Here is a 13,782-nt window from a genome sequence, read left to right as displayed (position 1 = left end):
CTAAGAAGTACAAGACCGCTCTGATTACTTACCCAAAAGGTCATTGGTAAAACAAAACCCAAAATAAAAGGGCAGCTTAATAGTTAAGCTGCCCTTCTTTATGAGTTTTATATCAGAAGTTTTTTATGCCAATCTATGCCAAATTGGCTTTCATAAACTCAAGCATATTTTCCCAACTTTGCTTAGCAGCGGCTTCGTTATAGCCAAGGTCCACTTCATTTTTTTCAGCACGCTCATCGGCATGTGGATTGGTAAAGCCATGCTTAGCATTGTCATAGACATCGATAGTGTAATCTACGTCAGCTGCGTCTAGCTCTGATTTTAGGCCTTCGATGGCATCCATTGATACCATTGAGTCATCACGGCCATGCGCGACCAGTACTTTTGCAGTGAAGTTTTTGTCTGCTGGTTGTTTTGGCGTTGGGTTACCATGGAAGGTAGCGACCGCTTTTAGTGGCATGCCTTCGCGAGCCATGTCTAGGACGACTTTACCGCCGAAGCAGTAACCGATTGCCGCGAGCTTGTCACCGTCAACTGATAACTGATCGCTAAAGTCGTTCAAAATCAAGCGGCAGCGTGCCATCAGCATGTCTTGATCAGCAAGCACTTGCTCCATCCACATGTTGGCCTGAGCCGCATCGGTAGTGAGTTTTCCTTCGCCATAGACGTCCATTGCGACCGCTGCATAACCAGCTTCTGCCAAACGCTCTACTACTGATTTTGGATGATCGACCACGCCCCACCATTCTGGTGCGACCAAGATACCTGCTGCTGGATTATCATCAGAAGCGTTTTCTGGTAGTGCCACATAGCTGATAAGTTCAACGCCATTTTCGGTAGTACTGATTAACTCGAAAGTCTTAACTGACATAGGATTGTCCTTTTTTATATTATGAGTTTTGATTATTCGTCGTGTTGATTATTTGTCATTGTGATGGTTCGTTTTCTAACTCGTACTACCTTAACGCCCATATCTAGCAAAAACAGCTATAATAGTGTAACGCTCTTTATCAAAATGCTACTGCGACCCTATGACTATAAATTTCTTAAACAAAAATGATGAACAATCAGATTTGCATTCAGGCGTCAATCCAGCTGGTAAGCTTACGCAGTCGGTAAGTTTGTTTCCTAACACTGACTCTAGATCTGAGCCACTGCGTCCGCAGTTTTGGTCGCGGTTTGCCTTAAACGAGCTAAACCATAGCGAATGGGAAGCGTTGTGTGATGGCTGCGGCAGCTGCTGCTTGATCAAATACATCGATAATGATGATGACGAAGAGCTGGTCGAGTATACCGATGTGACGTGTCAGCTGATGGACTGCGCGACAGGCTATTGCCAACATTATGCGACACGCCAAGAGCATGTACCAGATTGTATTCAGCTGACCATGGACAACTTGCCCAACATGATGTGGCTGCCATCGCATTGCGCCTATAAGCGTTTGTATAAAGGGCAGGGGTTACCAAGCTGGCATCTGTTATTGACTGAGGATGCGGTAGTCACCCAGCACGAGATGCGTGCGGCCAATGTGGGTGTCGCTGGCCGCTGTGTGTCGGAGATTGGTATGTCTGATGAAGAAATGGAAACGCGCGTGGTTAATTGGGTGAATCCATAACTGCTATAGGGTAGATTATCGCGCTAATGAGATGCCTGTGCAGTCGATTTGGCTTTTGCTTCAGCGCTAGCTTGAGAGTCAGCCAATGGTGGTGTCGGAATATCTTGACGAATTTGCCGAGAGAACTGACGGCTATTGGCAATAGAGTGTAGGTTATTGAAGCCCATAGATTTTGGATTGATATGGGTGCGCTCATACCACGTATCCATCGACCAAGGCTGGTTTTGTTTTTCAGGCACAGCATCCAGCATGCCAACATCATATAGATAGTTTGGTAGCCAACCAGAGACCCAAATTCGATAATCCCACGGCAGGCGATCACCACTAACGATACGCGCCATATAAAAGATAATATTAGTACAGTTACTCGTCAACGTGTTGTACCAAGCAGGCTTGGTATTCAGCTCATCCATTGCCGTTAGGTAAGATTCAAACAACGATCTCACCTCATGTTGCTGCAAATTGCTGATAGGAAACAGATAGACTTGCTCACCGCGCGCGTTGCTACGCGTATAGATAATATCGCGCTCTTCGGCGGCAATCAGACTCAGCTCATACCGTCTAAAAAAACCAGCCAGTGCCGAAAATGCCTCGCCTTGCTCTTTACGAATCTCAAATGAGAAGGCAAGTGGTCTATCGTCTTCAAAGCGAAAACTGACCAAAGTATGAGCAATCAGTGGCCCCATCCAATAAGAGTTGGTTACATCAACGCCAGAGAGTTTAGATAAATCAATCGTGCGCGTCTCCCAATGCTCTGTGGCGTCCTTGTCTGTGCGCCAATCAAAATTACGGACATTGGTTAAGGTAATCAAATCAGGGTTGGTTGCATCGCGCTCATAAGCCACTTGCTGCTCGACCTCAGCCATCCAGTCGCGATTTTTCTGGGGTTCGATAGAAAAAAACCAGCCTAGACCTATGAGCCAAGTTGCTCCATATAAGCCAATGAGGTATCTAGTCGCTGTGTTTTTATGAATTGATTTTTTATTAGACAATGAGACACTGAGCAGTATCTTTGTGACTGTATGCCAATAACGCATACTTAGCAGCGCAGCTAATATACCCACGATGATGAGTGTTGCAAGCCAAGTGAGTACAGAGCTTATCCCGTACTGATACCAAATCGCTAATAGCAACCATATTGCTGATAGCAATATTGTGATAGCAATCAAAAAAATAACAAGACGATGTCGCCATGTCGGTCTTGGTGGTTTGTTATCTGCTGATCTGTTGTCCAAATCGCGACTGACAGAATGGCTATCTGCAAGCTGGCTGCGTGAACGCGACGATAATAAGCGGTAAAAAACGGAGCGTAGCGACATAAGGTTTGTTTTGATAAATAATGGCTTTGACCATAGCAAAGTTTATAACACACTGACAATACAATTTGAGTGAATTTGTCGTTGAATGTCGGTGAGGCTTGCGATAAAGTGAAGCTAAATTGTGCTGGTATGTCTGTTGTTTGCTACACAGATAATGATAAGCTCGCTGTTTTATTTGGCGCTTTTGTCCCCATCTAGGCTCTACTTATTTTATGAACGGTTATTCTAATTGCCATTAACTAAAGAGGTTAAATCACACCACCATGTCTGACGACACTCCCAGCCCGAGTAGTTGGTCGATGCGCGGCTTAAAACGCTGGCTATCGACCGCCCCCGAAACCCGTGATGAATTGATTCGTCTGGTACAAGACTCGCGCCAGTTTTTAGAGCCCGATACGGTCGATATGTTAGAAGGCGTGCTCGATCTGCCGGCGACACAAGTGCGCGAAATCATGACACCAAGGCCACAAGTGATTGGTCTGCACGAAAGCACCAGTCTCCCTGAAGTGATGGACATCATTCTTGATACGACGCACTCGCGCTATCCTGTTTTTGATAGTCAAGATGATGATGCCGTTATTGGCATCCTATTGGCAAAAGATTTGATTCCTATTCTGGTGCACATGGTACGCAATCAAGAAGACAAAATCGATAGCAAACGTCTAAAAGACTTGGTGCGCCAGCCATTATATATCAGTGAAACAGCTCGTTCAGATACTCTGCTGCGCTCATTGCAGCGCACGCAAGTGCATATGGCGATCGTCGTTGATGAGTTTGGCAACTTTGGTGGTGTCGTTACCATGGAAGACTTGTTAGAGGAAATCGTTGGTGACATCGTTGATGAGCATGATGACTTTGATGAAGACAGCGATATTAATAATATCGTCCCTGATCCTGAAAAGCCAAACACATGGCGTGTCCAAGCATCCACGGTGATTGAAGACTGTAATGAGGAGCTTGGCAGTCGTTTTGATGATACCGATGTCGACACGATGGGCGGTCTGGTCATGCAAGCGCTCGGTTTCGTTGGTGATTTAGAGGGTGAGAGCGTGGTGATAGATGATTGGCAAATCACCATCACTGATGTGGAAGGGCGCTTTATCCAAAATCTAGAGCTGACCAAAACCAATGGGGACCAGCAGATATTGATAGGCAGCCATTAACCTTCTTATCATGACATGACGCAGCAACGGAGTATGAACTTAGTACTCAATCAAATTTATGAGTAAATTGAAAAACACGATGAACCATCGTGTTTTTTGCTTTCTGCCTTTTGCATTTTGGTATGAGACTTTCGCGACGCAAATTTACCCACTGATGGGTTTTGACTGGTATCATGGGTGGATTTTATTTATGGTCCTGCATAAAGCATTATGCAGTCAGTTTTTGCTTGGGTTTTGTCTCAGTGCTGAGCTGTAAAATTTTGAAAATATGGTTTTGGATAACTGCTATGCGTCTGTCTACTGTTGATTTACAAAAACGCCTGAACCCTGAACAGCCAAAAGGCTTACATCTGGGACTGACGGTAATAATAGCTTTGCTGGCAGGAGGCGCTTTTATACTTGCACTGGCACCTTATGGTATTTGGCCAGTTGCATTAGTATCACCTGCCATTTTATATGCGTTGTTGATGCCGGATATGACAGGTCGCCGCGCCTTTCTAATTGGTCAGGCATACGGTACGGGGCTTTGGTGTGTGGGTGCGTTTTGGCTGTACACATCTATCCATGTCTATGGTTCGACGCCCGTATGGCTTGCGCTGATTATGATTGCGCTGATGGGTCTCGGCATGGGGTTGTTCCATGGCTTTTTGGCGCTGATTTTTAATCGAGTGGTTGGCAAACAGCCATTATCTTTTGCTGCGCTTTGGGTACTCCAAGAGTGGATGAAAACGTGGCTATTCACCGGCTTCCCTTGGCTATTCGTCGGTTATGCATTTACTGAGCAATATTGGTTGTCATCCTTGGCGCCTGTTGCGGGTGTTTTCGCGGTTTCTTTTGTGGCGGTATTATTGGGAGCCAGCGTCGTTGAGCTACTACGTCGCCGCGCAGGCTATATGATTCCGTCGATAGCTTTGCTGGTTGTTAGCTGCTCGCTATGGTTGATCAATCCGCAGTGGACCAAACCAAAAGGCACGCCTGATCTATCAGTGTCTTTGATTCAAGGCAATATCCCGCAAGATCTAAAATGGCTTACTGAGTATCAAATAGAAACCCTAAAAATCTACGCAACCTTGACTCGCGATGAGTGGGGGCGTGACATTGTGCTGTGGCCTGAGTCATCGATTCCGATGTTTCAGACAGAAGCGGTTGGTTTTATCAATGAAATGGTCAAAATGGCCAAAGAGACGGACACGGCATGGGTGACGGGCATCCCTTATAAGGACGAAGCCGCGTTTGATGCCAGTAAAGATAAATATGCGCCGTTTTATAATAGTGTGGTGGCGCTAGGGGCTCAGGCAGATGGCTTGTATAAAAAACAGCGTCTGGTACCCTTTGGTGAATACATTCCATTTGAAGGGGTGCTTGATATCCTGCCAAATCTGGCAGGTAGCCAAGATATCATGAGCTATAGCCGCGGTAGTGATCATCAGTCACCGCTACGAGTGCGCGGTCATAATTTGGGCGCGGCTATCTGCTATGAAGTGGCGTATCCAGATACCACACGCAAAAACGCGATTGGTACAGACTTTTTATTGACCATCTCAAACGATGCGTGGTTCGGTACGTCGGCAGGCCCGCTACAGCATCTACAGATGGTACAGATGCGCGCGCTCGAAAATGGTCGCTGGTTTATGCGTGCGACCAACACGGGGGTGACAGCTATCATCGACCATAAAGGTCGCATCGTAGCGCGTGCTCCGCAGTTTGAGCGCACCGTACTACGCGGTAATATACAGGCGCGCGTTGGTAATACGCCGTTTATGCGATTTGGTCAATATCCTATTTTATTTATCATGGCACTGTTATTGGTATTGAGCTATTTGGGCAAACGCTCAAAAACGTCAGTGCGCTTGGGTAAGTCATAGGCATATTGATTAAAGGTTGCAAGACCATGCTCGTCGGTTAGGTAAGTAGGTGTCGATAATACCAAAAGCTGATATAAAATTGTCGATAATAATCCCTTTAAATACTTAAGGGTTTTCACAAAACGGTATAAATTACGATATAATAGGTCAATATTTCAAATATTTTGTGCAAGGTGGATAAGGTATGTCAGAAGGTATCGTCAATAACAATCCAAAAAAAGAGCTGTTATATGCTTTAGGCGGCATTGCCTTGTTTTTAGGCATTGTCTTACTTATTGGTATTTCTGCGTTTTTGCGTCCAGCAGGCGAGCACATCACGGCGACGCCAACGGAAGCATCAGAAGCGGCTGATGAGGCAGAAGTCGTGGCGACTGAAGACACGGCTATTGAAGCAGATACGGATGTTGCAACCGCAGAAGCCGCGGCGCCCGATGCACCCGCAGATGCCACTGTGACGCCAGCACCTGATGCGGCGGATAGTGCAGTTGTGACCGCAGAAGCAGGTACAGCGACCGCTTCTGGTACAGTAAGCCAAGCGGCAGTTGCCGATGCTGATTTAACTGCTGAGCAAGCGGATGGTGACTTAGATGCTGGGGATGCTGGCACCGCCGCTGATGACACAGCAGTAGCGCAGTAATTTTTGACGGGGCTGTCCTAGATAACTAGTTCAAACCCTGTTTAACCCATTGTTTTAATTGTAGTAATTGCGACTTTGGGTCACTGTGATTAAAACGCCTCTCACATTCCTTTAAATAGAGGTGAAAATGCTCTTTTGGAACCCCGTTAAACTTACGTAGATGCCGTTTAGCTTGGTTCCAAAAGTTCTCTATACCATTAATATGATTCTTATCATTAACAAAGGTTTTGGAGTGGTTGATACGATAATGAGTAAACTCACTGACATCTAATGCGTTATAGCTTTTAAATGAGTCAGTATAAACAATGCTATCAGGCTTAACTTTTTCTCTTATGATGGGGATCAAAGTATCTGCTTTAGCATTGGGTATAATACAAGCGTAAACCTTGCCATTACGCTTTAATAGGCCAAACACGGGCACTTTGCTACCAGCACCTCGCCCTCGCTTGCCTTTACGAGTTCCACCAAAGTATGATTCGTCTACTTCGATTTCGCCTTCAAATAGACCAGGGTCTTGACTATTCTCGTAAATAAGCACTCGCAGCCTATGAAAGTAATAACTGGCTGTGGTTTTATTAACACCAATTAGGCTTGCTGCTGTTCTCGCGGTAGAACCAGCAACAAATAACTCGATGAGTCTGTTTTGTTTATACCAACTTAGTTTACTCTTTCTCATAGTGCTATCCTAAATAATTTTACTTATCTAGGACAGCCCCTTTTTGACATTGCAATTTATTGTTTATATAGCAAAAAACGACTCTTAAATGAGTGGTTATCAAAGTCTCTACTAGCAGTAATATCAATACGATAGGACTGCATTGAAGACCACAAAAAAGCTCGTTCTCAGCGATTGAGAGCGAGCTTTTTTGTGGGTATTTGTGTAATTTTTAGCCAACTTTTTCTTTACTTGGGTATAACCAAGTGAAACAATGTTCCGCCTATATGACCGCTTATCGGAATAATTAGGCATTTGGTCATTACCAAAATAACCTTTAAAGGAATAAAGTTGTGAGTACACAATCAAAATCAGAAGCTAGTGCGGCTGAGCTGCAAGCACTAGACAATGGCTTTATGGGTCATCCTGCGCCATTACGCTCGTTGTTTTTTACTGAGATGTGGGAGCGTTTCTCTTACTACAGTATCCGCCCGCTACTCGTGCTATTTATGGTGGCAACTGTGAGCAGTGGTGGTTTTGGGTTCGATGAAGTCACGGCGTCTGCTATCTATGGTATTTTTGCCGGTTCCTTATATTTGGCAGCCGTACCGGGCGGTTGGCTAGCAGATAACTGGCTGGGTCAAGAGCGTGCCCTGTGGTGGGGCAGTATTGTGATTGCCCTTGGTCACTTATGTATTGCGCTTTCTGCCATGTTTGGTATGACGCTGTTTTTTGTCGGTTTGATCTGTATTGTCTTGGGTTCAGGACTGTTCAAAACCTGTATCTCAGTGATGGTTGGCGCTTTGTATCCTAAGGGTGACGCTCGCCGTGATGGCGGTTTTACCTTATTTTATATGGGTATCAATATTGGCGCGCTATTGGCGGCGCTCATCGTTGGCGTATTCAAAGAAAAAGGCATGTGGCATGTCGGCTTTGGCGTTGGTGGTTTAGGGATGCTCGTATCCTTGCTTACCTACCGCTTTATCGCCCGCAAGAACTTGACGCGTTATGCGCAGGCCAAAGGTGTCGATGCTGAGTGGGAGCAATCCAATGATCAGTACAAAAACATTGGCCGTTGGGTAGGTGGTTTTGTGGCATTGTTGGTCGCTGCGGTGCTGTTAATCTCTACGGGTATGGTGTCATTCAATCCTGAGATGGTGGCGGAGTATATGACCTATATCATTGCAGCCGTTGTCATCCTTTACTTTGCCATTATGTTTATTTCACCGCGATTGGATAAGACGGACAAACTGCGCTTATTGATTTGTTTTATTTTAATCATTGGTTCTACGCTATTTTGGTCAAGTTTTGAGCAGCAGCCAACCTCTTTTAACCTATTTGCCGATCGTTATACAGACCTGAATATTATGGGGTTTGAGATACCAAGTATTTGGTTTCAGTCACTAAACCCACTATTTATCTTAATATTGGCACCGATCGTTAGTATCATTTGGGTCAAGCTAGGAAACAGAGGCCTTGAGCCGAGCAGTATGGCGAAATTTGCACTTGGTATGCTACTTGCCGCCGCTGGTTTTGCCTTGATGATTTTTGCCTCAAAAAGCATCTTAGTGCCTGGTGCTGGTTTAGCGTCGCCCTTATGGTTGGTAGGAAGTCTGCTGTTATTGACTCTTGGTGAGCTTGCGCTTAGCCCGGTAGGTCTGTCATCAATGACCAAGCTTGCGCCAAAAGGCATGCAAGGTCAGATGATGGGGCTTTTCTTTGCTTCTATTGCGATGGGTAATTTGGTTGCGGCATTCTTTGGTGGTCATGTTTCAGCGGACAAAATCGAAGGTTTGCCGACTTTATTTACCACTATGACGATTTTCTTGGTAGTCTCTGCCGTGATACTGTTGGTATTGGCTAAGCCTATCAATAATATGCTGCAAAAAAGCGAGCACGCTGACGAGGTACGCCAATAAAGACAGATAACTGGTGTATGCAAATCCTCTATCATGCCCTTAGAATCAGTCCATAACTCATGATAAGACGTGTTACCATAACTGGCAGCACGTTTTATTATTTCAATCAGTGAGATATTTTTTAGGCTATTGAAAGCCTACATTCTGCCCAAACATCTAGTTATGTTCTACTGCAATACTATCAAGCAGCATCTAATAAGACGACTATTCATAGTTGCTACTCACCTCTCGATTTCTAAATAATTTATCTAAAATAAATAAGGACACATTCAATGAATAAACAAATTATCCAAGCGCGTATCGATACGCTACGCAAAACACTAGTGGCTCAAGATCTCACGGCGATTATCGTGCCCTCTGCTGATCCACATCTGTCTGAGTATTTGCCAGAGTATTGGCAAACCCGTCAGTGGCTATCAGGATTTACAGGTTCAGTAGGCACTTTGGTTGTGACGGCTGATTTTGCCGGTCTATGGACGGATAGTCGTTATTGGGTACATGCCGCTGAGCAGCTAGAGGGTACGGGTATCACGTTGGAGAAGTTGGCACCTGGTCAGCCAAACCATATCGACTGGCTGGCCGATCATTTGCAAGAGGGCGATAGCGTCGCCATAGACGGTAATGTGCTCTCTATCGCTGAGCAAGATCGACTATTGAGTGCATTTGATGCCAATGATATTACCTTGATCACTGAACGTGACGTATTGACGAGCGTTTGGACAGATCGTCCTGCGCTGCCAGATGCCAAATTGTATGCACATGATGAGCAGTTTGTTGCGCAGTCTGCGACCTCAAAGCTTGCAGCAGTACGCGCAGGTATGAAGGATGCTGGCGCAACCCATCATCTGCTCTCAAGCTTAGATGACATCGCTTGGCTGACGAACTTGCGCGGTGCTGATGTTGATTACAACCCAGTGTTCTTAGCACATATGCTGATTGATGCAGACAGCGCAACATTGTTTGTTGATACTGATAAAGCGTGCGAAGATATTGTACAAAGTCTAAAAGATAGCGGTATCACATTGGCTGATTACTCTGCTGTACAAGATGCATTGAGTTCATTAACACCAGAAGATCTATTGCTGTTAGACCCAAATAAAGTTGCCGTTGGGACACTCTCCAAAATGGCAGACAATATTGGCTTTATTGAGCAAATGGCACCAAGCACACTGCTCAAGTCTGTCAAGTCTGACTCAGATATCGATCATGTGCGTGAGGCCATGCGTCAAGACGGTGCGGCTTTAGCAGCGTTCTTTTCTGAGTTTGAACAGCGTCTAGCAGCAGGCGAGCGCCTGAGTGAGCTGGATGTAGATAGTATGCTGATAGAGGTGCGTAGCCGTCAGCCGCATTATGTATCGCCAAGCTTTCCAACTATCGCAGGTTTCAATGAAAATGGGGCATTGCCACATTACCGCGCGACGCCAGAGAAATTCAGTTATCTTGATGTGGCTGAGGGTGAAGGTGGTTTACTACTCATTGACTCAGGTGCTCAGTACCAAAACGGTACGACAGATATCACTCGCGTGGTCGGTATTGGCCAAGTTACCGCTGAGCACAAACGTGACTTTACGACCGTACTCAAAGCCCATATTGCACTCGCTCATGCCCATTTCCCTGATGGTATCGCCTCTCCATTAATTGATGCGATTTGCCGCGCCCCATTGTGGCAAGCTCAGATGGACTATGGTCATGGTACTGGTCACGGTGTTGGTTATTTCTTAAATGTGCATGAAGGCCCACAAGTCATTGCTTATAGCGCGAGCACACCAAAAGAGCGTGCGATGAAAGTCGGTATGATCTCAAGCAATGAGCCAGGTCTATACCGTGAGGGTAAGTGGGGCATCCGTATCGAAAACTTGGTTGTGAATACACCAGTTGCCAATCCTACTGAGACAGAATTTGGTCAATTCTTACACTTCGAAACCATCACTTATTGCCCAATCGACACGCGTCTGATTGAGCCATCACTACTGGATCAAGTCGAGATCGATTGGTTAAATAGCTATCACAGTCAAGTCTATGCAGAGTTAAATGATCGCGTAGAAGGTGCCGCCCTTGAGTGGTTGACTGAACGTACCAAAGCCATTTAATACCAAGATCAAAACATTAACTAAAAGTACTAAAAAGCCCCGTAAATAATTTACGGGGCTTTTTAATGTTTGTGCTGCAAGGCTTTTTAGAAAATAGAAATTGTTGCCATTAGTGAATATTTTTCTTAGGCGCGTTTTCAGTGGTAGCTGACGTATTTTGCTCACTGAAATGCTGTGTCATCTCGGCACGTAGCCAAGATTTTAGGTTTTCAGACATGAGCATCATTTGCTCACTCAAGTAGTCGTCGATTTGGTTTTCAAGCTCACGAATCAGTGTCTGATCCGTCGCATCCAGCTCACTGTCTTCTAGTACCAAGTTGATCGTGGTATTGGCGTTGTCTGGTATATTTTTGATGGGTTTATCACTCAGGGTAGCAGCCTGTTTGCTAATCGTCTGACTGTCAGTGCTGTTGTTATTCTCACCACTTGCTGCGCCCGTGCTGACCTTCTCAGTTTTTAGGTGATCCACCGCATCGTCTACAGCCTCTTGTTCGGTTAGATTGTCTTTTTTATTATGGGTTTTATTTGCAGCCAGCTCCTCATTTTTTTCTTGTTCTTTTTGAGCTGCTTCTGCTTTGCGCGCCGTCTCTTCGGCCTCTTTCTTCTGGGCTTCTTCCAACTGCTGCTTTTCAGCCGCCGCGCGTTCTTGTTCTTGTTTGTCTATGATCGCTTTGGCAATGGCTTGCTTGGCATTATAGTTGTCATACAGCTCATCCACATACGCATCCAAATCATGTGTATTGAACTCAAAGCTCTCAAATACAGTCTCTGCTTGTAATAGGGTCGTGATGTCTTTTAGCTCTTGGGTAATGGCTGCGCGTACGGTCTCAGGTGCACACGTCCAATGCTGATAAAACTGATGGGAAAATGAGTAGCTTGACATGGTATCTTCCATAAATGTTCCAAAAATTACCCCTTATCATACGCAAGTACGATAAGGGGCTGCAAGTGGACAAACGTAGCCAAACTGACACCAACGTTACAACGTGGCAAAGTGGCGAAGCGACAAAGTGATCATACGATAAAGCGGTATCGTATCGCACGATAGGCTTTTGGCTACGAGTTATTGATTGACAGGCCAGCGTGCAAATATCAAGGATCCATTGGTACCGCCAAAGCCGAAGCTGTTGGATACAGCATATTGCAGGTTATCGACCTTACGTGATTGGTTGGCCACATAGTCGAGATTGCAGTTGTCCTCAACCTCTTCTAGGTTAATCGTCGGTGGTACGTGCTGATGCTGTAGGGCAAGCACCGTAAATATGGCTTCCACGCCGCCCGCTGCACCAAGTAGGTGTCCTGTCATAGATTTGGTTGAGCTCACCAAAATGCTGTCTTTCACTGGCGAAAATACGGTTTCGATAGCAATTGATTCAGCGACATCACCTGCAGGTGTACTGGTACCGTGCGCATTGACATAACCGACGCTTGCGGGTTCAATCCCAGCATCATTGAGGGCATTGCGCATGGCTTTTGCAGCGCCGCTACCATCTTCTGGTGGTGCGGTAATATGATTCGCGTCATCGCTCATGCCAAACCCGACCAGCTCTGCCAGTATGGTGGCACCGCGCGCTTTGGCGTGAGCAAGGCTTTCTAAGACGACCATGCCAGCACCGTCACCCAATACAAAACCGTCACGGCCTTTATCAAACGGACGTGATGCTTTGGTTGGCTCATCGTTACGTGTGGAGAGGGCATGCATGGCACTAAAGCCTGCTATACCAAGCGGGCTTGAGCCTTTTTCACTACCACCAGCCAACATGACATCGGCATCACCGTAGGCGATCAAACGCGCTGCCAAACCCATGGCATGAGTCGCAGTGGTACAAGCCGTTGATGTCGCAAAATTTGGCCCTTTTAAATTGTGTTTAATCGCGACCAACCCTGCTGCCATATTGACAATAGATCCTGGGATAATGAAAGGTGATACTTTGGCTGCGCCTTTTTCACGTAGGGTATCTCGGCTGTTTTCGATGGTTTGGATACCACCAATACCTGAACCCAAGATAATACCAAAGCGATCTTGGTCAACCCCTTGTACAGGTGCATCAGCGGCACTGACTTCATCGATAAACCCTGCATTCTTCAATGCCATAGAAGACGCTGCAATCCCGTAATGTATAAACTCATCATAGCGGCGCGCATCTTTGGCGCTCATGTATTGTTTGGCATCGAAATCTTTGATCACGCCTGCGATTTGTGCGCGGTAGCCAGTCGCATCAAAATGGGTGATCGGTGAGATACCGCTGTCGCCATTGAGCAATTTGGTCCATGAGCTATCCACGTCTAGACCAAGCGGGGTGATGGCACCCATACCAGTCACCACCACACGCGTATCATCAGAGCGCTCATAATGAGGGGGTTTTTGACGCGATTTGTATACAGGAGCTGCGGTCATATTATTTGTGTCATCATTGGTGGCTTGGTCGATAGGTGAAGTGCTGTGTTGGCTCATGCGATATGTCCTATACTTACGGGTCCTAAGAGGATGGCGTTTTTAAAGTTATTATAAAACACA

General features: G+C 45.8%; 11 protein-coding genes. 6 read left to right on the top strand and 5 right to left on the bottom strand.

Going from position 1 to position 13,782, the window contains the following annotated elements:
- Positions 1 to 133: 133 nt before the first annotated feature.
- Positions 134 to 871 carry a dienelactone hydrolase family protein gene (locus PSBA01_RS02190; protein WP_071002843.1) on the bottom strand — a complete coding sequence of 246 codons (738 nt, stop codon included), beginning with the start codon at positions 869 to 871 and terminating at the stop codon, positions 134 to 136.
- 160 nt (positions 872 to 1,031) lie between these two features.
- On the opposite strand from PSBA01_RS02190, the gene PSBA01_RS02185 reads away from it, so the two are divergent.
- A complete protein-coding gene (locus PSBA01_RS02185; RefSeq protein ID WP_186474940.1) occupies positions 1,032 to 1,616 on the top strand; it encodes a YcgN family cysteine cluster protein in 585 nt (194 codons plus the stop codon).
- Between the two features lie 23 nt (positions 1,617 to 1,639).
- Here PSBA01_RS02185 and PSBA01_RS02180 read toward each other — a convergent pair whose 3' ends face one another.
- Entirely contained in the window at positions 1,640 to 2,935 is a 1,296-nt protein-coding gene (locus PSBA01_RS02180; protein WP_186474939.1) for a DUF4105 domain-containing protein, read from the bottom strand.
- 263 nt (positions 2,936 to 3,198) lie between these two features.
- Here PSBA01_RS02180 and PSBA01_RS02175 point away from each other — a divergent pair, with 263 nt between their 5' ends.
- The 3 genes from PSBA01_RS02175 (at position 3,199) to PSBA01_RS02165 (ending at position 6,600) form a co-directional block, all read left to right on the top strand.
- On the top strand, positions 3,199 to 4,098 hold the full coding sequence (locus tag PSBA01_RS02175) for a CBS domain-containing protein (protein ID WP_186474938.1): 900 nt from the start codon (positions 3,199 to 3,201) through the stop codon (positions 4,096 to 4,098).
- 287 nt (positions 4,099 to 4,385) lie between these two features.
- The gene (gene lnt / locus PSBA01_RS02170; protein ID WP_186474937.1) at positions 4,386 to 5,963 is read left to right on the top strand and encodes an apolipoprotein N-acyltransferase; all 1,578 of its coding nucleotides are present in this window, start codon (positions 4,386 to 4,388) and stop codon (positions 5,961 to 5,963) included.
- A gap of 184 nt (positions 5,964 to 6,147) precedes the next feature.
- Positions 6,148 to 6,600: a hypothetical protein gene (locus tag PSBA01_RS02165; RefSeq protein WP_186474936.1), complete on the top strand. Its 453-nt coding sequence runs from the start codon at positions 6,148 to 6,150 to the stop codon at positions 6,598 to 6,600.
- A gap of 25 nt (positions 6,601 to 6,625) precedes the next feature.
- Here PSBA01_RS02165 and PSBA01_RS02160 read toward each other — a convergent pair whose 3' ends face one another.
- Positions 6,626 to 7,276, bottom strand: a complete 651-nt coding sequence (locus PSBA01_RS02160) for an IS1595-like element ISPssp3 family transposase (protein WP_186474935.1) — start codon at positions 7,274 to 7,276, stop codon at positions 6,626 to 6,628.
- Between the two features lie 395 nt (positions 7,277 to 7,671).
- Between PSBA01_RS02160 and PSBA01_RS02155 the strand changes: the two genes are divergently transcribed.
- Both PSBA01_RS02155 and PSBA01_RS02150 read left to right on the top strand, forming a co-directional pair.
- On the top strand, positions 7,672 to 9,174 hold the full coding sequence (locus tag PSBA01_RS02155) for a peptide MFS transporter (protein ID WP_186475407.1): 1,503 nt from the start codon (positions 7,672 to 7,674) through the stop codon (positions 9,172 to 9,174).
- Positions 9,175 to 9,446: 272 nt separating this feature from the next.
- Positions 9,447 to 11,264, top strand: coding sequence for an aminopeptidase P family protein (locus PSBA01_RS02150; RefSeq protein ID WP_186474934.1), 1,818 nt, complete (start codon positions 9,447 to 9,449; stop codon positions 11,262 to 11,264).
- A 109-nt stretch (positions 11,265 to 11,373) separates the two neighbouring features.
- Here PSBA01_RS02150 and PSBA01_RS02145 read toward each other — a convergent pair whose 3' ends face one another.
- Together PSBA01_RS02145 and fabF are read right to left on the bottom strand one after the other, a co-directional pair.
- A complete protein-coding gene (locus PSBA01_RS02145; RefSeq protein WP_186474933.1) occupies positions 11,374 to 12,159 on the bottom strand; it encodes a hypothetical protein in 786 nt (261 codons plus the stop codon).
- A 168-nt stretch (positions 12,160 to 12,327) separates the two neighbouring features.
- A complete protein-coding gene (fabF, locus tag PSBA01_RS02140; protein ID WP_416383514.1) occupies positions 12,328 to 13,578 on the bottom strand; it encodes a beta-ketoacyl-ACP synthase II in 1,251 nt (416 codons plus the stop codon).
- Between the last annotated feature and the right edge of the window lie 204 nt (positions 13,579 to 13,782).

Source organism: Psychrobacter sp. KCTC 72983 (genome assembly GCF_014280455.1).
Taxonomy (GTDB): domain Bacteria; phylum Pseudomonadota; class Gammaproteobacteria; order Pseudomonadales; family Moraxellaceae; genus Psychrobacter; species Psychrobacter pacificensis.
The sequence above is the reverse complement of the archived record's forward strand: the minus strand, read 5'-3'. Positions and strand labels throughout refer to the sequence as shown.

Bases quoted from the DNA above. Each gene is read 5' to 3' on its own strand.
- PSBA01_RS02190 (WP_071002843.1), bottom strand. From the start codon at position 871: ATGTCAGTTAAGACTTTCGAGTTAATCAGTACTACCGAAAATGGCGTT.
- PSBA01_RS02180 (WP_186474939.1), bottom strand. From the start codon at position 2,935: ATGTCGCTACGCTCCGTTTTTTACCGCTTATTATCGTCGCGTTCACGC.
- PSBA01_RS02145 (WP_186474933.1), bottom strand. From the start codon at position 12,159: ATGGAAGATACCATGTCAAGCTACTCATTTTCCCATCAGTTTTATCAG.
- fabF (WP_416383514.1), bottom strand. From the start codon at position 13,578: ATGGGTGCCATCACCCCGCTTGGTCTAGACGTGGATAGCTCATGGACC.
- lnt (WP_186474937.1), top strand. From the start codon at position 4,386: ATGCGTCTGTCTACTGTTGATTTACAAAAACGCCTGAACCCTGAACAG.
- PSBA01_RS02155 (WP_186475407.1), top strand. From the start codon at position 7,672: ATGGGTCATCCTGCGCCATTACGCTCGTTGTTTTTTACTGAGATGTGG.
- PSBA01_RS02150 (WP_186474934.1), top strand. From the start codon at position 9,447: ATGAATAAACAAATTATCCAAGCGCGTATCGATACGCTACGCAAAACA.
- PSBA01_RS02165 (WP_186474936.1), top strand. From the start codon at position 6,148: ATGTCAGAAGGTATCGTCAATAACAATCCAAAAAAAGAGCTGTTATAT.
- PSBA01_RS02160 (WP_186474935.1), bottom strand. From the start codon at position 7,276: ATGAGAAAGAGTAAACTAAGTTGGTATAAACAAAACAGACTCATCGAG.
- PSBA01_RS02185 (WP_186474940.1), top strand. From the start codon at position 1,032: ATGACTATAAATTTCTTAAACAAAAATGATGAACAATCAGATTTGCAT.
- PSBA01_RS02175 (WP_186474938.1), top strand. From the start codon at position 3,199: ATGTCTGACGACACTCCCAGCCCGAGTAGTTGGTCGATGCGCGGCTTA.